The organism is Bacillus sp. 22483 (assembly GCF_052044605.1).
Lineage (GTDB): Bacteria > Bacillota > Bacilli > Bacillales > Bacillaceae > Bacillus > Bacillus altitudinis.
On record NZ_JBQENU010000001.1, the window covers coordinates 237,815 to 258,858 of the forward strand.

Below are 21,044 nucleotides of genomic sequence, written 5' to 3' on the forward strand. Positions count from 1 at the left end.
CCTTTTGTGAAGCGCTTACAAATAGATGTTTTATAAAATGTTCAATGCTGTTACCTTTGTAAAGATATTATAATATTCGAAATTATAAGTCAATGTTCCTAGGAAAATTTTTATAAAAAAAGATGCAGCTTTTTGCCGCATCTCTTTCATTACATCGCATCAACTTCTTGTTAAATATGGCTTCCTATATCTAAAAATTCAGCTACAAAAAGGTTGTCTGTCTGCTCTGTCATTTCTTTTTTTGTGCCGATTTTTTCGATTCTGCCCTCATTCATCACCACAACACGATCAGCGATATCAAACGCTTCTTCTTGATCATGCGTCACAAAGATGGTCGTCATTTGAAATTCTTGATGAACTTTTTTCAGCCAATGTCTTAATTCTTTTCTCACCTTTGAATCTAGTGCACCAAAAGGTTCATCTAAGAGAAGAGCTTTCGGTTTAACGGCTAGCGCACGTGCAAGTGCTACACGCTGCTTTTGTCCACCTGACAGCTGCTCTGGATAACGGTGAGCATACTGCGTTAATTGAACGACTTTCAGCAGCTCATGCACCCGCTCTTTGATGTCTTTTTTAGGCAGCCTTTCTCCTCTAGGTTTCATCTTCAATCCAAAAGCCACATTATCAAATACCGTCATATTTCGAAAAAGCGCATATTGCTGAAAGACAAAACCAATTTTCCGTTTTCGCACTGGGATGTGAGTATAATCCTGTTCTCCAAATAAGATCTGTCCTGCATTCGCATCATCAAGCCCTGCAATAATTCTTAATAAAGTCGTCTTACCTGATCCAGATGGTCCTAGTAAGGATATTAATTCCCCATTTCCGATCGTCAAATCCACGTTTTGCAAAACCTTCGTCTGCCCAAATTGCTTTGATATTTGTTTCGCTGTAATCCCCAAGGCTGATCCCTCCATTTATTTTGAACGCTTGCCAAGCCTGTGATCTCTCTGCTGAATGATCTGCTTGATGATTAATGTGATGACCGCAACAAACGCCATGAGAGAGGCCACGGCAAAAGCCGCTTGGAATTGATACTCGTTGTATAGAATTTCTATATGAAGTGGCATCGTATTCGTCATTCCGCGGATATGACCTGATACAACCGACACTGCACCAAATTCACCAATTGCCCTAGCCCCTGCTAAAATGGCGCCGTAAAAAAGGGCCCATTTTATATTTGGAAGTGTCACAAGGAAAAAGGTCTGCCACCCACTGGCACCAAGCGTAAGCGATGCTTCTTCCTCATGAATGCCTTCATTTTGCATAAACGGAATTAACTCTCTCGCAACAAAAGGAAATGTCACAAAGATGGTCGCAAGAATCATCCCCGGTACAGAGTAAATCACTTTCCATCCATTTGCTAAAAGCCACGGTCCTAAAAGTCCATTTGAACCAAATAAAAGTACAAATACAAGTCCTGCAATGACAGGTGACACCGCAAACGGAAGATCAATGACAGTCGTTAACAAACGTTTTCCCGGGAAATGAAATTTTGTGATGAGCCAAGCAGCACTGACCCCAAATATCATTTGAAGCGGCAATGTGATCATCACAATGAAAACAGTCAATTTAATTGCCGCAAGCGTGTCTGGATGTGAGATGGCAAGAAAATAAGAACTCCATCCTTTCTCAAAAGCCTTTGAAAATACAGCAATCAACGGCATGAGTAAAAACAAAATCAAAAAAGCATACACCACACTAATTAACATACGCTTCACCGCTTTTGATTCCGTCACAGGACTCCTGTACTTGATGCGGTGCTCTTTAAGAAGCTCCCTTTCCAATCATCTCACCTCACTTCCACTTGTTTTTTACGCTCGACAAACCACTGCAATCCGTGAATTAATAACAAAATGACAAATGATAAGAGCAGCATGAAACAGGCAATGGCTGCGGCACCTTGATAATCATACTGCTCAAGCTTAGACATGATCATCAGTGGTGTAATCTCTGTTTTAAACGGGATATTTCCCGCTATAAACACAACGGAGCCATATTCACCTAGTGCTCTTGCAAATGCAAGAGAAAATCCAGTCATCACCGCTGGAAACAAGGCAGGCAGCAGTACATGAAAAAAGGTCTGTTTTCTTGTAGCACCAAGTATAGCTGCGGCCTCTTCCACTTCCTGCTCAAGCCCCTCAATGACCGGTTGAACCGTTCTTATGACAAATGGAATGCCAATAAAAATCAGTGCCAAAATAATCCCGAGCGGGGTGTAAGCCACCTTCACATGCAAAAATTGCCCAATCCACCCATTCGGAGAATAAAGAGTCGTCAAAGCGATGCCAGCCACTGCCGTTGGAAGAGCAAACGGCAAATCGATGAGGGCATCCAGGATGTTCTTTCCTGGAAACGAGTACCGCGTGAGAACCCATGCGATCAGTACACCGAAACCTGCATTGATGAGTGCAGCTGCAAAAGAAGTCGTAACTGTAAGCTGCAGCGACTTTAGCACCCGCGCATCACTAAAGACATTCCAAATTCCTTCTGCTCCTAATGAAGCCGTCCAAATAAATACCATAGATAAAGGAATCACGACAATCGCACTGACATAAACAAGTGTCACTCCGAGACTCAGCCCGAATCCAGGCAATACACGTTTTCTTTTATTGGCGGCAGCATAGCCTTTCTTCATCACGTCGCCCCCTATTTTTGTCCGCTATATAGTTGATCAAATAATCCGCCATCATCAAAAAATCTTTTCTGCGCCTTTCGCCATCCGCCAAATGCCTGATCAATGGTCACCATATCAATCTCTTTAAATTGATCTTTATATTTGTTTAGCACTTCTTGATTTCTTGGTCGATAATAGTTTTTCGCCGCAATTTCCTGTCCTTTTTTAGAATACAAATAATCTAAATAAGCCTTTGCCACTTTCTCTGTTCCTTTTCGTTTCACATTTTGGTCGACAACGGCAACGGGCGGCTCTGCTAGAATACTAATGGAAGGACTGACAATCTCAAATTTGTCTTTGCCTAATTCATGCAGTGTCAAATAGGCTTCATTTTCCCAAGCAATTAACACGTCACCAAGACCGCGCTCGACAAAAGTTGTTGTGGCGCCACGAGCACCTGAATCGAGCACCTCGACATGCTCATATAACTTTTTCACAAAATCCTTCGTTTTTTCTTCATCCCCATGAAAGGTTTTATCGGCATATGCCCATGCGGCTAAATAATTCCATCTTGCACCGCCTGACGTTTTTGGATTTGGTGTGATGATAGATACACCTGGCTGAATCAGGTCATCCCAGTCTTTAATCTTTTTTGGGTTCCCTTTCTTCACAAGAAACACAATAGTAGACGTATAAGGTGTGGACTGATTCGGAAATTCTTTTTGCCAATCCTTTGAAAGTAGCCCTCGATCTGCAATGGCATCAATGTCGTACCCAAGAGCAAGTGTAGCCACGTCTGCTTCGAGTCCATCAATAATCGATCTCCCCTGCTTACCTGACCCTCCATGAGACTGCTGGATTGTCACATCTTCACCGGTTTTTTCTTTCCAATAAGTCTGAAAGGCTTGATTGTATTCCTGATACAATTCACGGGTAGGATCGTATGACACATTCAACAGCTCAACCTTTCCCTTTTGATTTGAGGCTTCATTCGCATTTGAGCATGCAGCACTTGTGATGATGAAAAGTGTGATCGCAATAGAAATCCATATCCATTTTTTCACGTTATCCGCTCCCTTTCACATTGAATAGTGACACCAACCTTGCCGTTTTCAGTTCTATACGCAAAAAAGGCCCTCAGCGATTGAAGTACAAAAAAGTCCTGTACGTCAATGCCAAGAGCCTTCGGTTGTCCGATCAGCTATGTATGATTGATGTTAGTCTATATATTATTCAAACTATTCACAGGTGTCAACTGTGTTTTTATTTTAATGAAAAAAAGAAACGCCTTCTTGATGAGGCGCTTCTTTTCCCGGGAAATGCTATTGATCTGCAGCTACCTTTAGATTGACACCAACAGCAGTTCCATTTCTCGTTGAATCAGCTACTCCAGTAAATGTCCCTGCTTTTCGATCAATCAGTAAAGCTTGCACATTCCCTATATCAATAGGCGAACTGCCAAACTGGTGACCCATATCATTTAACTTTGTTCTTACATCTAGAGGAACACCTACTTCATAACGATACGAAGTTAAGCTGTTTGTGTAGATTCTTGGCTCTTCTACTGCATCCTGAAGCTCCATGTCATATTCAAGTAAATTGAGAATCGTCTGTGAAACAGAAGCAATGATCGTCGTTCCACCAGGAGACCCAACAGTCATGACAGGCTCTCCATCTTTAAAAATGATCGTCGGGGTCATGCTTGATAACGGACGTTTATTGGGCTGGACTTCATTTGCCCCGCCAGGTCTTGCATCAAAATCAGTCAGTTCATTATTTAAGAAAAATCCATACTCTGGAACAAGAATCCCTGTACCAAATAATTGTTCAATGGTCGTTGTAAATGACACAACATTTCCCCACTGATCTGCAACAGTAAAATGGGTCGTCTCACCAATGGTTTTATCTTCTGGCTGAGGAACAATTGGGGATGGATTTTTTTCATCCTCATATGCCCAAGGATCTCCTTCTTTCGGGCTGCGATTCATTTGATCTAATTGAATGAGAGAGGCTCTTTCTGAAATGTAATCATCGTCTAGTAGTCCTTTTAGTGGAACATCTACGAATTCGGGGTCGCCGGCATATGCGGCTCTGTCAGCATAGGAGAGGTGCATTGTTTCAGCAAGCAGCTGATATTTTTCGAATGATTTGGGGTCATACTGAGACAGGTTAAAATGGTCAAGTATTTTGAGAATTTGTAGCATAAACACCCCGCCTGAGCTTGGTGGAGGCATGCTTGCAAGCTGATATCCTTTATAGTCTCCCCAGATTGGCTTGTCAGTCTTGACTTCATAACGTTTGATATCTTTTGAAGTCATCGTCCCGCCAAAATCTTGAACTGTATTTGCAAGTGCCTTTGCTACTTTTCCTTCATAAAATGCTTTGCTTCCTTTTTTCGCAATGAGTTTAAATGTTTTTGCAAGACCTGGCTGTACAAGCAGATCTCCTTCTTCGAGCGGCTGATCATTTGGAAGAAAAATTGGCGCTGCGGCCGTTTTTTTCAATTTTCCTTGATGATCATCAATCGCTTTTGCCAAGACAGAATCAATTTCAAAACCATCTTCTGCAAGTTGAATGGAGGGCTCAATCAATTCCTTCATAGAACGAGTACCCCACTTATCTAATGCAGCTTCAAGACCTTTTACAGTCCCTGGAACACCTACCGCATTTCCATGTGTAGATCGCTCAGCAAACGGAATCACTTTTCCATCATCTGTTAAAAACATGTCAGGTGTTGCGCCCTGTGGTGCTCGCTCTCTGCTATTGATGATGGATGTTTCCTTTGTTTTCCCATCATAAACCATCATAAATCCGCCACCGCCAATTCCAGACATCATTGGCTCTGTTACGTTAAGTGCGTACTGAATGGCAACAGCAGCATCCACTGCGTTCCCACCTTTTTTCAATACGTCAGCACCAATCTCTGATGCAAGCGGATGTGCAGTAGCCACCATACCATCTTTGCCAACAGCTACTTTATTCCCATGAGTTTCGTTTGCAGTGACTTGGCTGACCGGCAGGAAAAACGAGAAAACAAACAGACATATGGACAAAACAGTTAGAGAAATGCGTTTCATGAACAACACCCCTTCCATATTCTTACTTTGACCTTACCGACTTCTTGACCAGAATACAATAGATTATTCTAAAATTTCAAAATTTTTCATTCTATCATCCTATATCTGCCAAACAAAACGCATGTTTTCAAAACATATGACATGCACAGTTCGTAGTAATAAAGACATATGATTTCCAAGTTTGAAACTTCACGATATAATAATCTCATAACAAAGGGGGAAAAAGGATGAACCACAAAAGCACTTTATTTTGGGAATCTTATTGGGAGGAAAAATCAGAAAAAACTCCTGATCACGCCTCTGTTTCTGCTTGGGCATTTGGCGCAGATCCAGATCACTTGCTTGACCTTGTACAACAAGGGAAAAAAACAGCCACTTGTTCTGGATACCTTTTTTACGAAAAAGAACAAGAGCCTCTTCCAAAACCCGGTCAATATGCGGTCATTTTGGACAGCAGGGAGGAACCAAAAGCCATCATAGAGATCACACAAGTAGATATCATGCCAATGAATGAGGTTCCTGAATCATTTGCAAAAGCAGAAGGTGAAGGCGATCTTTCATATGACTATTGGTACAAAGAACATGAAGAATTTTTCACAGAAGCCCTTAAGCCGTACGGATTAACATTTAAGGAAGATATGCTTCTTGTTTGTGAGCGGTTTAAGCTTGTTTATTCAGCTTCTTAACGTTTAAGCGGTGCCAAAAATGGTCCGCTTTTTTGCTTTCTTTTCCCCTTTCTGAAAAAGGTGAGTTGAGATCACATCTTTAGGTCAGAATAAGATCAAATAGAAAAAGTGAAGAAATTTTCGACTACACCTGTTTTTTTTCGACAAAAGAATATATAATTATTTGATGTGTGCATTGTCTCATTTATACAATGGAGGGTTTTTACATGTTAAAAAGGAAAAAAGACAAGTTTTCCGTCTTGTTAACGGAAATTGCTAAAAATTTAGATGAAACTGCTGAGTATTTTGTTAGCTATAAAGTAACAAATCAAACCACTCTGAAAGAATTTTCTGACACATTGAAGGAATATGAGACAAAAGGTGATAATCATGTTCATACCATGATTAAAGAGCTGAACAAAGCCTTTATTACACCGATTGAACGTGAAGACATTCTTCAATTGACGAATAGCCTCGACGATGTTTTAGACGGAATTGAGCATTTTTCAGCAACTTTAGAAATTTATTCAATTACAAGCTCTGACGAACATATCGACAAATTCAGCCACTACATCAGAGAATGTGCGAAAGAAATTTTAACGACTATTGAATTACTGGCTGATAATCGCTTGAAAGATATTCATCCGCACGCAATCAAAATTAAAGAGATTGAGCATAATTGTGACAATCTTCACCGCAAATCACTAAAGAACTTGTTTGGAAAAGAAACAGATCCAATTAAGGTCATTCAATACAAAGAAATTTACGAAACACTTGAAGAAATCGCAGATTCCTGTCAAAGTGTTGCCAACAATCTAGAAACAATCATTATGAAGAATGCGTAACGGGGTTAGTTAAACATGGATACATTACTCATCCTTACCATACTTATTGTCATTTGTGCACTTGCTTTTGATTTCATTAACGGATTCCACGATACAGCAAATGCCATTGCTACTTCTGTTTCAACAAAGGCGTTAAAGCCTAGACATGCTATTATTATGGCAGCGTTTATGAACTTCTTAGGAGCAATGACATTTACAGGTGTGGCAAAGTCCATTACAAAAGACATCGCAGATCCTTTTACACTTCAAAACGGATCTGTCGTCATTTTGGCTGCTTTAATTGCAGCGATAACTTGGAACTTGCTTACTTGGTATTACGGGATTCCGAGTAGTTCTTCACACGCACTGATCGGATCAATTGCAGGAGCTGTTATTGCCTCTGCTGGTTTTGGCGCTTTAAACTATTCGGGATTCATTAAAATCATTCAAGCACTTTTGCTTTCACCTATCCTGGCTTTTGTTTTGGGATATATCGTGTATACCATTATCAAAATTATATTCCGAAATAACAATCTCGCAAAAACAAATAAACAATTCCGACGTGTTCAAATTTTAACGGCTGCACTGCAATCGTATACCCACGGAACAAACGATGCGCAAAAAGCGATGGGAATTATTACGATGGCTTTAATTGCAGGTAATTTGCATACAACAGACGACATTCCTTTCTGGGTACAATTCTCTTGTGCGCTTGCAATGGGACTAGGTACGTCTATTGGCGGCTGGAAGATTATTAAAACAGTCGGCGGTAAAATCATGAAGATTCGTCCAGTAAACGGAGTATCTGCAGACTTAACGGGTGCAGCTATTATCTTCGGTGCAACATTTATTCACTTACCGGTTAGTACCACTCACGTGATCTCATCTTCTATTCTAGGTGTAGGATCTGCACATAGAGTAAAAGGAGTCAACTGGGGTACGGCAAAACGTATGCTTGTCACTTGGGTGATCACATTACCGATTTCGGGAACTCTAGGGGCACTTATATACTTTGTGTTAAATGCGATTCTCTAATATCAAAGACCTGTCTAACAGGTCTTTTTTTATTTGTTTGCATGCTCAAATGCTCTTTTTCTGCAAGCCATTTTTTCATGAAGCAGGGTTTCCAATCATATCCATAGAAATAAATAAGTATCCATCTGTCTATGGGAGAGAAGAACATGCTATTATTTTTTCAATTGACTGTTTGGTTATTGCTAGGTGCTCTTGCTGTATATGTATTTGCGGTATGGCGCTTTGAACAAAAAGTAAAAGAAAAGATGTTTGCAATTCGTAAAACGTGGTATTGGATTTATGTAGCAGGTGCTGTTGTGTACTGGACAAATGACCCTGCTTCAATCTTCACCGATTGGATGCACTACCTGATTATTGCTGTTTTTTTCGCATTAACTGATGCCTTTATTTTCCTCAGCTCCTATATTAAAAAACTCGGAAATCATGAACTTGAAACTGACACCCATCAACTCCTAGAACAAAATAACGACCTGCTTCATTCTTACCTCAATAAACTAAAAACGTACCAATACCTATTGAAAAACGAACCGATCCATGTATATTATGGAAGTATAGAAGCTTATATAGAGGGAATTGAACGACTGATCTATTCTTTTGCAGAAAAAATGAATATTCAAGCAGTTCTTTGTCCTTATGATACGCAGGAGCAAAAAGATGACCTGCTGCGGACACTTGATCAGAGAGCGCTCATTCAAGCAAAGCTTGACAGGCAGGAAGTGTATTACGATGATTTCGGCAAATTGGTTCTCATCCCGTTTTCAGTAGCGGATGCACACTTTGTGATTAAGCTGACCTCTGAGGAAATTGTCACTGAATTCGACTATTTATTAATGACTTCACTTACAACGATTTATGACCTAATCTTGCCTGACGAAGAGGAAGGTGATGAAGATGGAACACGCACTTCAAGGGGATAATAACAATCGCAAGAAAAACCCATTTAAGATTTTAAAGAAAAAGCGCCATATTAGTATGGCTGATTACAAAGTAAGTCCCCATACGGAGCGTATTTTCAAAAAGAATGAACAGCTCCTAGATGAGTATAAAAATAAAAAAGCTTGATTACACTAAAGGACGCGGAACTTCATCCGCGTCCTACTTCCGTTTTCACATCTACTTGCATACAATAAAACCAACTGCTGCAACGATTGAGGTGCCAATATGAAAAAGAAACTTAAACAATTGAGGTATGTTCAGTTTGCTGAATTTAAGCCATCCCCTTATGTCTGCCGATTACATGAAAAAAGTGAAGCCGTCATTCAAGCGGCCAAAAAGAAAGACTCACTGATTTAATAGTTGAAGCAACTTCACTTTTGTTTTAGGACCGTATACTCCATCACTTGTTAGACCATTCATCAGTTGAAATCGCGCGACGGCATTGGCTGTTTTTTCCCCATAAACGCCATCAATGCCCTTATCTACAGCTGTTTTGTCAGGATAAAAATACACAGCAGCAAGCGCTTTTTGGACGAGACGTACATGCTCCCCTTTTGTCAGAGGTGATGTCACCTTTAACACCCCATCCGGAAGTTCATAACTGAGCTTTTCTTCTGCATGATAAATCTTGAGAACTTGTCCAACTCGAATCATGTTGGGGTCACTAATCTGATTCCATGTCTGTAAATCACTCACTGTGACACCATGGGCTTTGGCAATACTCGTTAGCGTATCCCCGCTTTTCACCACATATGTGATAACCGTTTCCGGATCACCTGCAGTCTCAATTCCTCTTTTAAATTCATCCCATGTAGCTAGTAGCAGACGTGGACATGTTTTTCCTGACCAATGCTGATGCGTCACCACATTTGCTAATGGAATGCCATGTTCTTTTAAAAGCTTTTGAATAAGCCACTGGGCATGTTTGACAGCTTGTTGAAAGTTTCCATCCTCATTTTCACAAATTTCAATGCCAATCGATTTTCGGTTGCCATCTCCATGTCCATCCCCAGCATGCCATCCATTTTCATTTAAAGGGAGATGCTGAAAAATTTCCTTGTCATCCACTGTAAAGTGCCAGCTTACCTCTGTTGTTGAGCGTTTGACATATGCCGCGTGACTTTTTGCGTCAGATCCCTTAGATGTATTGGCTGTGTTATGCACAGTTACATAAAGCGGCGTCATAGCATATCCTGGCCGATTTCCGTTTCCAACTGGAATAAAATCTTTATAAATTTGTACCATGTTTTGCACTCCTTTTTGTTAAATTGATGTTTGATCTTGCTCATCAATCGGTGGCAAACGTAAGACAAATTTGTTTGTTTTCGTCATAAGACTATGGTAAAATTTGAATTCAATCGCCGTTTTATCTTTGTAAAAAATAAAAAATTAGAATAAAAAACAGGAAAAACTTCCAATTTTCTTTGATTTTATGTTAAAATTGTTAAAAATAAGCCGATATAAAAAGTAAGCGATAGCTTTATTAGCCATTTAGTCCTATATGGACTTTTCTTTTACGGCAAAAATAGAACATACGTTTGTATGGAGGTTTTGACATGACTTATTTTTTAACCCATTTAGAAGAAGATATTAAACGGTTATACACTCAACTGCAAATAAGCGGTCCTGCCTATGTAGACATGCATAGGATCGCAGCTGAATTTCATGTATGGGTACACTACGAGGATACTGGCAGCATGATGATCAAACATCAAGGTCTTTACAGTATTATTTTAAACAGAGCCTTATCGTCAGAAGAACAGTGGCAGGATTTCGCCCACGAGCTTTGTCATGTGCTAAAGCATACAGGCAACCACTTTAACATGCACAAGCTCTTTCGAGAACTGCAAGAGTTTCAAGCAAAACAATTCATGTATCACTTTTGTGTTCCGACTTTTATGCTGCTGCAAATGACGCTCCCAAACCTTAGGCAGCAAGCCATTTTGCATATTGCTCAAACATTTCATGTCACTCGGGCTTTTGCTGAAAAACGGCTTGCTCTATTTGAACAGCGAAGAGCCGGCATTCAATTTCAAAAAGAATTTACTTCTTATTTAATGAGAGCCGGCAAGGTCGCAGAAAATGAAGCTGCGTATCAAACAAAAGCGTCAGCACACGTGACGTCAGAAGTTTATTCATAAAGGCTTAACACTTGTTTCAGTACATTTGTGTATTGATAAAATTGTTCGGTTTGTGTATCACGCCTACGGCTCCGCCTAAAGTCTTGAAAGAAAGCTCTTCTCTGAGCTTGGCTAATTTCAATTTGAACACTTTTTCCTGTGAGGCATTGATTATTAATATTTTGAGGATGTGTTCCAGCAAATTGATCCGATTCAGATAAAAGTAAGGCATGGAAGCCATTTTGTGTGAGATACTTCACTGTTTCAGCAGCTTTTTCCCTGTCGGTACCGCCAACTAAAGTTTGTAGGACGTCTGTTTCTCCATAGCCGTGGAGTGCAAACGTATAATGATGTGTATGCACTTGAGAAAGACAAATCGGCTCATCAAAACGTGTGCTCGTAATATGAAGAACATGATTGCCTTTCACTTTAAGGCCCTCGAATAAATACATAGAATAATCGGTTGCTACTTCATGGACCAGCTCGCTCACGCCAGATTCAATTCCTCCCGCATGAGGTGACAGGACGAGAAGCTGATCCCCTTTCCGCTGATGAAGAATTTGATAGTCGATCCCTTTTCTTTCATGAGCGGAAAGCTCTTCATAATTTTGATACGTATCTATGATTTGATTCATTCCATCTGCCCCATTTCTCTATATGAGCATAAGTCTACTGATCGCAAATTCTTTTGTAAAGTGTTTTCGAATAACCAGTGTGATCTGAATGCATCCTTAAATTTTCCTTATCTTTACGGGCTAACTGTTGAATGTTGAGAAAAAATGACCGATAATTGAAATGAATAGAACTTTTGGACTATATGAATCTTTTTGTAATCTCTCTCATATATTAGAATATTGCGATCTACACCTGGAGGAATTCATGTTTAAAAAGAAAACCACCATCATCCTTGCCATCTTATGTCTTAGCTTCGCCGGAATTATTTACTGGAAATGCTTCTCTCTTCAAGGCGTGTCTCACGGCACATTCATTCGCTCGATATCATCACCTGATGGAACCTATACCATTAACACATATCGACATAGCGGAGGAAAGCTAAAAGAGAATGCGGTCAGAGCAGAAATTGAAAACAAACTCACCCACCACAAAAAAACAATCTACTGGAAGTACCCTGATAAAGATCCTCTGATCAAATGGGAAAATGCACAGCTCGTTCAAATTGGACATGAGTTTTTAAATGTGGTCAAAGGTGAAACATACGATTATCGCTTTGATCAGAAAAATAGAAAATAACGAGCCAGCAAAAAAACGAACCCTTTTTGGATTCGTTTTTTACGTTGACATCACCTTTTGCATAAATTCTTTCATTTCTTTGCTAACCGTCGTCAACCTGTCTACAATTTCACTAAACTCCGTCACTAATAAAGCCTGTTCTGAAGATGACCCTTTCATATGGCCCATACTCTCAAGTAATGTATGTATATTAGAGGAAATCCCTTGCAATGAGCTTTCTATGTTTTCTGTTGCACGTGAGGTTTCGCTTGAGAGCTTTTGAACCTCGCTCGCTACCACACTAAAACCCGCTCCCTCTTTCCCTGCCCTGGCCGCTTCAATTGAAGCATTCAACCCTAGCAAACTCGTTTGCTTAGAGATACCTTTGATCATTTTTGTAATATCTGAAGTTTTTTTCGAGCTTTCAAGTGTTTGCTGTGTTTGGAATGTCATTTCCTCACTTGTCGCAGAGAGCTCTTCTGAATGAGCCGCCACCACATGTACCTTTTCTTGAATACTTTGAATGATGTCATTCAATGACTCCATATACGCCTCAAGTTCTATTTGATTTTTAAGTGGAAAACCTAAAGCAATTGCACCAATGACTTGGTGATTTTCATCGAAAATCGGCAATCCCATTGCATTTAAAGGGTCCCATACACCGATTCAGGTACAAATGTACTTGATGTTTCGCCTCTAAGCGCATTTTTCATATTCTGATCATCTGGTTTAATGGGATCTCCTGTCCGTATTTGAAAATCCACATCTTTTGATGGCAAATACAGCAAGAATTTTTCTCGATCAATGACCCCCATCGTCACTTCATCTTTTAAAATCTTCATCATATATGGTGCTGCGGTTACAATACTCTGTAGTATATCCATTCCCTCTACCCCCTTAATGTATTTATCGGTCATTCCTCTTAAATTTGATTATTATTTTTTAAAATTAATGATCAAGATTGAAGTTTTTTTATATTTACGAGTAAAAAGTATGACAATTCCTTTCTATATTCAAAAAAACGAGAATTTGCTATACTTAGAAAATCAACATATGATGAAATGGTCATGTAACCATTTGATATATTCACTGGAGGCGCATGTTGTGACACAACCCATGAAGTATGAGCGGGCGATCGTCATCGGAGGCGGAATAACGGGAATGCTCGCTGCAAAGGTTTTATCAAGTTTTTACCTTGAAGTATTGATTATTGAAAAGGACGAATTGCCAGACGCTCCTGAAAATCGTCTTGGCACGCCTCAAGCTTTTCATCCACATAGAATGTTGCCACTAGGCAAACAAATCGTGGAACGTCTATTTCCTGGTTATACAAAAGAATTACTCGAAATGGGCGGGTACAACACATGGCATCAGACATCTCGATTTATGACAAAAGATGGCGAGTTAGTACTCACCGATACTGAAGAAACAGCTGTCACACGACGTGCCATGCTAGAGTGGGTGCTGATGCAAAGAATGTTACGTGAGGATCGTGTTCAATTTTTAGAAAAACATGAAGCGATCGCTCTTCTTTTTGAAGAAGAAACGACTAAAGTGAGTGGATTACAGGTCAAAGATCGGAGGATAAAGCCTGGAATCATCAACAAAATGAGTGCGGACATAGTCATTGATACGTCTGGAAGAATGTCTAAATTGCCAAAATGGCTGAAAAGCGCAGGACGAACCTTGCCTCAGACAGATGAGCTAATCGTGTCTCTTGGCTATAGCACGAGATACTACCAAATACCATCTGAGGCACCGAACCTAGAACCAATGGTCATCGTTGGACAGCCAAATAAAAAAATTCCAACAGGACTGTTTGAACGAGTAGATCATGATTTAGCAGCGGTTCTTCTCTCTGCAGCTGGCGGCTCTCATTATCCAACAACGGACGCTGATCAGTTTGATGTAGAGACCGCTAGGCTGACCAATCCCTCGATAGCAGAAGCCATCACTCATTTAATTCCCTATACGAAACCAAAAGGATTTAGAGTTCCGGCTTGTGTCAGAAACCACTATGAACAAATGGAAGATTGGCCAAGCGGCTTATTGGTCATGGGTGATGCCTTATGCACATTAGATCCAATACATGGTCAGGGAATGACAAAGGCAGCTCTTGAGGCACAGACACTTGAGCGTATGCTCAAACAAGCACAAGAAGATGGGCTTATTTCTTTTGAACGGCATACCTTACAACAAATGCAGCACGCCAATGAGCTTGGCTGGTGGCTTTGTGCAATTGCGGATATGGCTTGGGAAGGCGTTGAATTAAAAGGAACCCCCATTCCCCATCTGACATTTGTACAAGAATTTTTCAATTATTATGTACAATATGCCGTTCAAACAAAACAACCTAAATGCCTTGAGGCTTATCATCGTATGCATTCGTTCTTAATAGAACCGAGAAAAATCATCAACCTAGAGCAGCTGCAAGACATGATTCAAGCTGACTCCACTGGTGAGGTCGGCCACTGGTGGCATAGGTGGGATCAAAAGAATGATGAATTAAATCGAGCTTTCTTCTATGAAGCTGTTCCAGACTTTCAATTACATCAATTGCTAAAATCAAACTAACATAAAAAAAGCCCCTCAACGGGGGCTTTTAATTAACGTAATAATTGAAGTACGTTTTGTGGCTGTTGGTTCGCTTGTGCAAGCATAGCTTGAGAAGCTTGAGAAAGAATGTTGTTCTTTGTGAACTCACTCATTTCTTTCGCCATATCAACGTCACGAATACGAGACTCAGCAGCTGTTAAGTTTTCAGCAGAAGCACTAAGGTTGTTGATTGTGTGCTCTAGACGGTTTTGGACTGCACCAAGCTTAGATCGCTGAGCAGACACTTGCTTAATAGCTGTTTCAATAATACCAAGTTGTGCATCAAATCCAGCAGCTTCCTCGCCATCTTCACCACTTGCACTAATAAATTTTGTCACATCGATTCCAGCAACAGAACCGGCTCCATCTTCACCTTCAGCCGTCCCATCTGTACCTAAAACTGAAGCACCCATGTTTTCGATGTTAAGTGTAATTTGTTGTGTTGCGTTTGCACCGATTTGGAATACAAGGCTTTGTGCCTCACCACCGTCATCAGCACCCTTAGACGAATAAGTTCCATCTAATAATTTCTTCCCGTTAAACTCTGTACGAGTAGAAATACTTGTAATCTCATCTTGCAAGTTTGAGATTTCATCTTGAATGGATGCTAAATCTTCTTCCTGCTGTGTACCTGTGTTCCCAGCTTGAACAACTAGCTCACGAATACGTTGAAGTATCGCATGAGATTCAGTCAATGCGCCTTCAGCCGTTTGAATAAGAGAGATACCATCTTGAGAGTTTTTAGTAGCCATTTCTAGACCACGGATTTGACTTCTCATTTTTTCAGAGATCGCAAGACCTGCTGCGTCATCCCCTGCGCGATTAATGCGAAGACCAGAAGAAAGTTTCTCCATGTTCTTTTGGCTTGAACCGTTGTTAGTAGAAAGACGATTCAATGTGTTAAGTGCTGCGATATTGTGGTTAATTCTCATATTAAATGACCTCCATGTGTTTGAACCAATTAGACATCCATGTCTAAAAGTTCTAAATTAGAATTTTTCCGTAAGCCTTACAATCCATTTATCGAACTTTAATGGAATATGTTTAACAAAAAAGGAATAAATAAGGGAAAAGTCTCATTCAATATGATCGTTTCGCTAGAGTATGCCAAATTTAAAGGTCGTTTTTCATGATTTAATAGAGGGATTAAAGAATCACAAGTGAAGAGAAGGAGAAAAAGCGAAGAAAAAAGAGCATAAAAAAAAGCCCCATTAAGGGGCCTTTCATTAACGTAGTAATTGAAGTACGTTTTGTGGCTGTTGGTTCGCTTGTGCAAGCATTGCTTGAGAAGCTTGAGAAAGAATGTTGTTCTTAGTGAACTCACTCATTTCTTTCGCCATGTCAACGTCACGGATACGAGACTCAGCAGCTGTTAAGTTTTCACCAGAAGCACCAAGGTTGTTGATTGTGTGCTCTAGACGGTTTTGAACTGCACCAAGTTTAGAACGTTGTTTAGAAACTGCTTCAATTGCGCCATCTACGATTGCCAATTGGAAGTCATATCCGCCATCAGCATCAGCCTCAATTGTTGCGAAATCTGTTACTTTAAGTGCAGAAACAACTTTTGTTGCATCTTCTGGGTCGCTACCAAGTTTATCAGCAGACATTGCTTCGATGTGAACAGATAACTGTTGAGCACCATTAGCACCAATTTGGAAAGTTAGTTTTTTAGGATCTGCTCCAGTTGCACTGAAAGAACCATCAAGTAGTTTCTTTCCGTTAAATTCTGTACGGTCAGAGATACCATTCTTGTCAGAACCGTTTCCAATCTCTTGTACTAGTGCATCGATTTCTTCTTGGATAGCACCAAGATCTGTATCATCTTGAGTTCCAGTGTTTCCAGCTTGAACTACAAGCTCACGTACACGTTGAAGAATTGCATGAGTTTCAGTTAATGCACCTTCAGCTGTTTGGATAAGAGAGATACCGTCTTGTGCGTTTTTAGTAGCCATTTCTAATCCGCGGATTTGTCCACGCATTTTTTCAGAGATTGCAAGACCTGCTGCATCATCTCCTGCACGGTTGATTTTAAGACCAGAAGAAAGTTTCTCCATGTTCTTTTGGCTCGCACCGTTGTTTGCAGACAAACGGTTTAATGTGTTAAGTGCTGCGATATTGTGGTTAATTCTCATTTCCTATTACCTCCATGTATGTGGGACCTGACAGACGTCCTTGTCTGAAAAAAGTCCTTTATTCTAGGGCTTATCAACCCTGACAATTCTATTATCGGACGTGGTTATGGGATGTTTAGCAGATTTTTAAAAAAATATCTTATTTTTTTATGATGTTCATCCTAATTTTAACAATAATGTAAAATAAAAAAAGCTGCTAATCTATTATCAGCAGCTTTCATTTTATCAATATTGCTTGATATCAAACATTAAGATATTTTGGTACACCACGTAATCTTTCTTACTTGTGAAAGGTCCTTTATTGTGTTCATCATTGATCTCATAAAAGTTCATTCCGATTCCAAAGCTTCTTTCTTTATACCAGTTAAGAAAATCGTTGATTTCTTTCATTGAGAGCAGATAATCCTTTTGTAACCCATTGATCATGGTAATAGAAAGTATACCTTTCGAAGTTTCTTCTCCGGGTTTTGTTCCGTCTTGATCTTTTGGTTCTCCCGTTGTTCCGTCATCTGGCTTTGTTCCGTCCTGATCTTTTGGTTCTCCCGTTGACCCATCACCAGGGTTTGTTCCATCTTGATCTTTTGGTTCTTCCGTTGTTCCGTCACCGGGATTTGTTCCATCGTGGTCTTTTGGATCTTCCGTTGTGCCATCACCTGGCTGTGTCCCATCTTGATCCTTTGGGTCTTCTGCTATCCCATCATCTGGCTTTGTTTCATCCTCAGTCACTTGTAAGTCTTTTAATGAAATAGAAATCACGGATCTGTAATCACTTTTCACAGAAAGATGTCTCATAGATTCCGAATAGTTACGTCCGCCAATGACATACAATTGGTCATCAACAATTGCTGCGACAGCTGATACTCTACCTTCTGGTAAATCATATGCTGAATTTTTAAATTGGCCATCTTTTGGATTGAAAATCTGAACTTTGTTTACCATATTTTTTGAACTATCACCATATAATTGCCCACCAATAATCAAGAACTTGCCGTTGTAAGTTTCATAGGAGGGTTCATATGTATAAGATGTTAACTGAACATCAATTAATCTCTTCCAAGTATCTGTTGAAATATCATACTGAAACAAATACTTTTCTCTACTATGCCCTATCGAATTTTCGCCACCTGCAACATATATATTTCCGTCAATTGCAGAAATGGCTCTCCCATTCCGAGATGGTAAACCCGATGAGTTCAAGCTCTTCCATTCACCAGAGATTGTATTGTATTCATAGACATTATTCTTATATGAGTTTTTTGAAGATACAATATATATCTTCTCTTTCACTGCAACTGCTTGTAAAGTTCCTTTACTATAAGCTGAAAAAACCGGCTCTCTTGGAATTCGAATCGGCTCTTCAGCCCACTGATCAAGTTCTGCATCATAAATATCTATAGTGTTATAAGCTACTTCTGTCTCTTCATTAATTCCACCTATTAGATAGATTTTTTTACCTACAGTAGCGTAAGTACCGCCTGTTCTATTTCTTGGCATACTGGCTTTCTCTTCCCAAACATCTTTTTTTGGATCATACATAAATGTTTGGTTATTCAACTTATTTTTTTCACTTGCTCCACCAAATACATAAATTTTCCCATCAACGACTCCCACACCAGCATTAATACGTTCTTCTGGTAAATCAGCTCGTTTCGTCCATCCAATTGAATTTTCTGCATTTGCTTTAAATGGACTAAGAATACTCATTAATAGGAGTACCGTGATAAATAATAAAAACCTTTTTTTCATTTTCTATTCCTCCAACTCGTTATGTTCCCTCCTTTTATCGTTCTATTTTTTACAAAGTTTACAATTTAAAGAAGTTTTAAATAAAACTTTATATACATTCAAAATGTTGTGGGCTAGAGATGCGGCCTAAGCATTACCTTTTCATAATCGCTTCTTCATCTTTCAACTGAATCATAAGTGAGGATTGAATATATAATAAATTGATAATACGTCGTGCCATTTCTGAGGGAGATGCATTGTAGTCATTTCTGATCCATTCAATGATAAAACCAAAGATGCCATATGAACGATATTGGACAAAATAACTGTCGTTGATTTCTGCATACTGATCACTCACAAACGACATTCTATTTTGGAAAATATATTGTATTTTCTTAAGCAATTGTTCTTGTATGTGGGGAATTCGGTCTTCCATCACTAATAAATCATAATAGTCGCGATTTTCAACGATATATTGAAATACATCGGTGCCCTCTGGTTTCATGCGAGTTAAATCCAACAGTGGATTTTCACGAGTCGGCTTACAAAATTCATATTCGAAATCGACCATTTCCCGGTGAATAACATCTGCTGCTAATTCATCTTTACTTTCATAATGCACATAAAACGTCGTCCGATTATAGTTTGCCTTTTCCACAATATCCTTCACTTTTACGTGCGAATATCCTTTTTCTTTTACTAGTATTTTGAATGTTTGACGAAGTGTTTCTTTTGTTCGCTCAACACGGCGATCCTCTTTTTTGATCATGGGCCCCTCCTTTAGACACTTTTTAATAAATGTTGATTAGATATACATAAATTTATTTGTGTTGAAAACCTATACAAAAAAGATTTTTTGCTGATTGAAACGGAAAATCTTTCGTCCTACAATCAACTTAGTCATAAAGAAATGAATTTTTTGTGACATTTGATCTAACCTTTCTTCAGAATATCATACTATACAAAAAGTGAGGGCACATGATATGGAAATTCAAGCGATGGTCACACAAATGAAAAAGATTTCGAGAAACAAACACTATTACTAGATGATCCAAAAGCAGATGAAGTGCTTGTCAAAATCGTTGCATCTGGTGTTTGTCATACGGATGCCACTGTATTAGATGGCACGCTTCCTGTCCCACGTCCTGCTTTATTAGGACATGAAGGCTCTGGCATTGTCGTAAAAGCAGGTTCTAATGTCACAACCGTTCAAGAAGGGGACCACGTTGTACTAGGTTTCGCTTATTGCGGTCATTGCCATAATTGTCTTGGCGGGAACGCTGGTGGATGTGAAAACATGATTCCACTGAATTTTTCTGGTCGTAATAAACATAATGAAACGCCTATCCATACACATGATCATCAAGATGTATCACAATTTTTTGGTCAATCGTCATTTGGTACATATGCAACGGTTGATGAGAAAAATGTGGTGAAAGTAGACAAAGAAACTGATTTACGTTATTTAGGACCATTCGGTTGCGGCTTAATGACTGGGAGCGGTACTGTCTTAAATTCACTTGCTCCAGCTCCAGGTACAAGCTTTGTTGTGTTCGGTACAGGCGCTGTTGGTTTAAGTGGGTTAATGGCAGCAAAAATTGCAGGCTGTGATCCGATTATTGCCGTTGATATCCATGATAGCCGCCTTGAACTAGCAAAAGAATTAGGTGCAACACATGTCATCAACAGTAAACATGAGAACCCAGCTGAAAAAGTGAAGAAAATCACAGAAGGAAAAGGGGCACATTACTCATTTGAAACAACTGGAGTACCAGAAGTCACGCTAGCTGCCCTTCACTGCCTGCGTGTCAAAGGAACTTGTGCAACAGTAGCAGTAGGAAAGCGCGATTTAACGTTTAATGTGACCAATGATCTCATGCTCAATGCGCTCACGTTAAAAGGTGTGATAGAAGGCGATGCCGTTCCTCAACTAGTCAAGTTCTTTAAAAATGGACAATTCCCAGTTGAGAAACTAGCAAAATTCTACGAATTAGAAGAGATTGAACAAGCTTTTGAAGATTCTAAAAATGGATCTACGATTAAACCAATTCTTATTTTAGATAAAGAGTATCGAGCTTAAGCCGAAAT

Annotated in this window: 21 protein-coding genes and 1 pseudogene; 10 read left to right on the forward strand and 12 right to left on the reverse strand. The window is 39.6% G+C overall.

Annotated features, from left to right (window positions below; translation table 11 throughout):
- Positions 1-170 precede the first annotated feature (170 nt).
- The 5 genes from ACTJJQ_RS01215 to ggt all read right to left on the reverse strand — a co-directional run bounded on the left by ACTJJQ_RS01215 (position 171) and on the right by ggt (position 5,694).
- On the reverse strand, positions 171-902 hold the full coding sequence (locus ACTJJQ_RS01215) for a sulfate/molybdate ABC transporter ATP-binding protein (RefSeq protein ID WP_284565007.1): 732 nt from the start codon (positions 900-902) through the stop codon (positions 171-173).
- Positions 903-917: 15 nt separating this feature from the next.
- On the reverse strand, positions 918-1,787 hold the full coding sequence (gene cysW / locus ACTJJQ_RS01220; RefSeq protein WP_284565006.1) for a sulfate ABC transporter permease subunit CysW: 870 nt from the start codon (positions 1,785-1,787) through the stop codon (positions 918-920).
- A gap of 5 nt (positions 1,788-1,792) precedes the next feature.
- Positions 1,793-2,638 (reverse strand): sulfate ABC transporter permease subunit CysT, encoded by an 846-nt coding sequence (gene cysT, locus ACTJJQ_RS01225; protein ID WP_019743464.1) that lies wholly within the window; start codon positions 2,636-2,638, stop codon positions 1,793-1,795.
- An 11-nt stretch (positions 2,639-2,649) separates the two neighbouring features.
- On the reverse strand, positions 2,650-3,681 hold the full coding sequence (locus tag ACTJJQ_RS01230) for a sulfate ABC transporter substrate-binding protein (protein WP_440599885.1): 1,032 nt from the start codon (positions 3,679-3,681) through the stop codon (positions 2,650-2,652).
- 258 nt (positions 3,682-3,939) lie between these two features.
- The gene (gene ggt, locus ACTJJQ_RS01235; RefSeq protein ID WP_017359155.1) at positions 3,940-5,694 is read right to left on the reverse strand and encodes a gamma-glutamyltransferase; all 1,755 of its coding nucleotides are present in this window, start codon (positions 5,692-5,694) and stop codon (positions 3,940-3,942) included.
- Positions 5,695-5,921: 227 nt separating this feature from the next.
- Here ggt and ACTJJQ_RS01240 point away from each other — a divergent pair, with 227 nt between their 5' ends.
- The 6 genes from ACTJJQ_RS01240 to ACTJJQ_RS01265 all read left to right on the forward strand — a co-directional run bounded on the left by ACTJJQ_RS01240 (position 5,922) and on the right by ACTJJQ_RS01265 (position 9,511).
- Entirely contained in the window at positions 5,922-6,380 is a 459-nt protein-coding gene (locus tag ACTJJQ_RS01240) for an ASCH domain-containing protein (protein ID WP_035392337.1), read from the forward strand.
- Positions 6,381-6,586: 206 nt separating this feature from the next.
- Positions 6,587-7,204 (forward strand): DUF47 domain-containing protein, encoded by a 618-nt coding sequence (locus ACTJJQ_RS01245; protein WP_017359157.1) that lies wholly within the window; start codon positions 6,587-6,589, stop codon positions 7,202-7,204.
- Positions 7,205-7,219: 15 nt separating this feature from the next.
- A complete protein-coding gene (locus ACTJJQ_RS01250; RefSeq protein WP_017359158.1) occupies positions 7,220-8,218 on the forward strand; it encodes an inorganic phosphate transporter in 999 nt (332 codons plus the stop codon).
- Positions 8,219-8,364: 146 nt separating this feature from the next.
- Positions 8,365-9,135 (forward strand): type II toxin-antitoxin system SpoIISA family toxin, encoded by a 771-nt coding sequence (locus tag ACTJJQ_RS01255; protein ID WP_017359599.1) that lies wholly within the window; start codon positions 8,365-8,367, stop codon positions 9,133-9,135.
- Entirely contained in the window at positions 9,104-9,280 is a 177-nt protein-coding gene (locus tag ACTJJQ_RS01260) for a type II toxin-antitoxin system SpoIISB family antitoxin (protein ID WP_008346289.1), read from the forward strand. The genes ACTJJQ_RS01255 and ACTJJQ_RS01260 overlap by 32 nt, the downstream gene beginning before the upstream one ends.
- 99 nt (positions 9,281-9,379) lie before the next feature.
- Positions 9,380-9,511 (forward strand): hypothetical protein, encoded by a 132-nt coding sequence (locus ACTJJQ_RS01265; RefSeq protein WP_255290884.1) that lies wholly within the window; start codon positions 9,380-9,382, stop codon positions 9,509-9,511.
- Here the strand turns inward: ACTJJQ_RS01265 and ACTJJQ_RS01270 are convergent.
- Positions 9,500-10,399: an N-acetylmuramoyl-L-alanine amidase gene (locus tag ACTJJQ_RS01270; protein ID WP_440599886.1), complete on the reverse strand. Its 900-nt coding sequence runs from the start codon at positions 10,397-10,399 to the stop codon at positions 9,500-9,502. The two genes, ACTJJQ_RS01265 and ACTJJQ_RS01270, sit on opposite strands and share 12 nt — an antisense overlap.
- A 311-nt stretch (positions 10,400-10,710) precedes the next feature.
- Between ACTJJQ_RS01270 and ACTJJQ_RS01275 the strand changes: the two genes are divergently transcribed.
- Positions 10,711-11,295, forward strand: a complete 585-nt coding sequence (locus ACTJJQ_RS01275) for an ImmA/IrrE family metallo-endopeptidase (RefSeq protein ID WP_008346294.1) — start codon at positions 10,711-10,713, stop codon at positions 11,293-11,295.
- Here the strand turns inward: ACTJJQ_RS01275 and ACTJJQ_RS01280 are convergent.
- Positions 11,286-11,909, reverse strand: a complete 624-nt coding sequence (locus ACTJJQ_RS01280) for a poly-gamma-glutamate hydrolase family protein (protein WP_024719586.1) — start codon at positions 11,907-11,909, stop codon at positions 11,286-11,288. The two genes, ACTJJQ_RS01275 and ACTJJQ_RS01280, sit on opposite strands and share 10 nt — an antisense overlap.
- Before the next feature lie 244 nt (positions 11,910-12,153).
- Here ACTJJQ_RS01280 and ACTJJQ_RS01285 point away from each other — a divergent pair, with 244 nt between their 5' ends.
- On the forward strand, positions 12,154-12,525 hold the full coding sequence (locus tag ACTJJQ_RS01285) for a DUF5412 domain-containing protein (RefSeq protein ID WP_017359605.1): 372 nt from the start codon (positions 12,154-12,156) through the stop codon (positions 12,523-12,525).
- 39 nt (positions 12,526-12,564) lie between these two features.
- Here ACTJJQ_RS01285 and ACTJJQ_RS01290 read toward each other — a convergent pair.
- Positions 12,565-13,388: pseudogene (locus ACTJJQ_RS01290) on the reverse strand (methyl-accepting chemotaxis protein).
- Positions 13,389-13,608: 220 nt separating this feature from the next.
- On the opposite strand from ACTJJQ_RS01290, the gene ACTJJQ_RS01295 reads away from it, so the two are divergent.
- Positions 13,609-15,078 (forward strand): NAD(P)/FAD-dependent oxidoreductase, encoded by a 1,470-nt coding sequence (locus ACTJJQ_RS01295; protein ID WP_217967323.1) that lies wholly within the window; start codon positions 13,609-13,611, stop codon positions 15,076-15,078.
- 32 nt (positions 15,079-15,110) lie between these two features.
- Here ACTJJQ_RS01295 and hag (ACTJJQ_RS01300) read toward each other — a convergent pair whose 3' ends face one another.
- From hag (ACTJJQ_RS01300) to ACTJJQ_RS01315, 4 genes are all read right to left on the reverse strand, one after another.
- The gene (hag, locus tag ACTJJQ_RS01300) at positions 15,111-16,031 is read right to left on the reverse strand and encodes a flagellin Hag (RefSeq protein WP_041092274.1); all 921 of its coding nucleotides are present in this window, start codon (positions 16,029-16,031) and stop codon (positions 15,111-15,113) included.
- A gap of 294 nt (positions 16,032-16,325) precedes the next feature.
- Positions 16,326-17,231 carry a flagellin Hag gene (gene hag, locus ACTJJQ_RS01305; protein WP_138825599.1) on the reverse strand — a complete coding sequence of 302 codons (906 nt, stop codon included), beginning with the start codon at positions 17,229-17,231 and terminating at the stop codon, positions 16,326-16,328.
- A gap of 225 nt (positions 17,232-17,456) precedes the next feature.
- Positions 17,457-18,977: a Kelch repeat-containing protein gene (locus ACTJJQ_RS01310; RefSeq protein WP_217967324.1), complete on the reverse strand. Its 1,521-nt coding sequence runs from the start codon at positions 18,975-18,977 to the stop codon at positions 17,457-17,459.
- Positions 18,978-19,110: 133 nt separating this feature from the next.
- Positions 19,111-19,725: a TetR/AcrR family transcriptional regulator gene (locus ACTJJQ_RS01315; RefSeq protein WP_058213846.1), complete on the reverse strand. Its 615-nt coding sequence runs from the start codon at positions 19,723-19,725 to the stop codon at positions 19,111-19,113.
- Positions 19,726-20,022: 297 nt separating this feature from the next.
- Here ACTJJQ_RS01315 and ACTJJQ_RS01320 point away from each other — a divergent pair, with 297 nt between their 5' ends.
- Positions 20,023-21,036, forward strand: coding sequence for an NAD(P)-dependent alcohol dehydrogenase (locus ACTJJQ_RS01320; RefSeq protein WP_346394716.1), 1,014 nt, complete (start codon positions 20,023-20,025; stop codon positions 21,034-21,036).
- Positions 21,037-21,044 lie beyond the last annotated feature (8 nt).

What these genes read in the sequence shown, in the direction of transcription:
- cysT (WP_019743464.1), bottom strand. Translation starts at nt 2,638, where the DNA reads ATGAAGAAAGGCTATGCTGCCGCCAATAAAAGAAAACGTGTATTGCCT.
- ggt (WP_017359155.1), bottom strand. Translation starts at nt 5,694, where the DNA reads ATGAAACGCATTTCTCTAACTGTTTTGTCCATATGTCTGTTTGTTTTC.
- ACTJJQ_RS01240 (WP_035392337.1), top strand. Translation starts at nt 5,922, where the DNA reads ATGAACCACAAAAGCACTTTATTTTGGGAATCTTATTGGGAGGAAAAA.
- ACTJJQ_RS01245 (WP_017359157.1), top strand. Translation starts at nt 6,587, where the DNA reads ATGTTAAAAAGGAAAAAAGACAAGTTTTCCGTCTTGTTAACGGAAATT.
- ACTJJQ_RS01250 (WP_017359158.1), top strand. Translation starts at nt 7,220, where the DNA reads ATGGATACATTACTCATCCTTACCATACTTATTGTCATTTGTGCACTT.
- ACTJJQ_RS01255 (WP_017359599.1), top strand. Translation starts at nt 8,365, where the DNA reads ATGCTATTATTTTTTCAATTGACTGTTTGGTTATTGCTAGGTGCTCTT.
- ACTJJQ_RS01260 (WP_008346289.1), top strand. Translation starts at nt 9,104, where the DNA reads ATGAAGATGGAACACGCACTTCAAGGGGATAATAACAATCGCAAGAAA.
- ACTJJQ_RS01265 (WP_255290884.1), top strand. Translation starts at nt 9,380, where the DNA reads ATGAAAAAGAAACTTAAACAATTGAGGTATGTTCAGTTTGCTGAATTT.
- ACTJJQ_RS01270 (WP_440599886.1), bottom strand. Translation starts at nt 10,399, where the DNA reads ATGGTACAAATTTATAAAGATTTTATTCCAGTTGGAAACGGAAATCGG.
- ACTJJQ_RS01275 (WP_008346294.1), top strand. Translation starts at nt 10,711, where the DNA reads ATGACTTATTTTTTAACCCATTTAGAAGAAGATATTAAACGGTTATAC.
- ACTJJQ_RS01280 (WP_024719586.1), bottom strand. Translation starts at nt 11,909, where the DNA reads ATGAATCAAATCATAGATACGTATCAAAATTATGAAGAGCTTTCCGCT.
- ACTJJQ_RS01285 (WP_017359605.1), top strand. Translation starts at nt 12,154, where the DNA reads ATGTTTAAAAAGAAAACCACCATCATCCTTGCCATCTTATGTCTTAGC.
- hag (WP_041092274.1), bottom strand. Translation starts at nt 16,031, where the DNA reads ATGAGAATTAACCACAATATCGCAGCACTTAACACATTGAATCGTCTT.
- hag (WP_138825599.1), bottom strand. Translation starts at nt 17,231, where the DNA reads ATGAGAATTAACCACAATATCGCAGCACTTAACACATTAAACCGTTTG.
- ACTJJQ_RS01310 (WP_217967324.1), bottom strand. Translation starts at nt 18,977, where the DNA reads ATGAAAAAAAGGTTTTTATTATTTATCACGGTACTCCTATTAATGAGT.
- ACTJJQ_RS01315 (WP_058213846.1), bottom strand. Translation starts at nt 19,725, where the DNA reads ATGATCAAAAAAGAGGATCGCCGTGTTGAGCGAACAAAAGAAACACTT.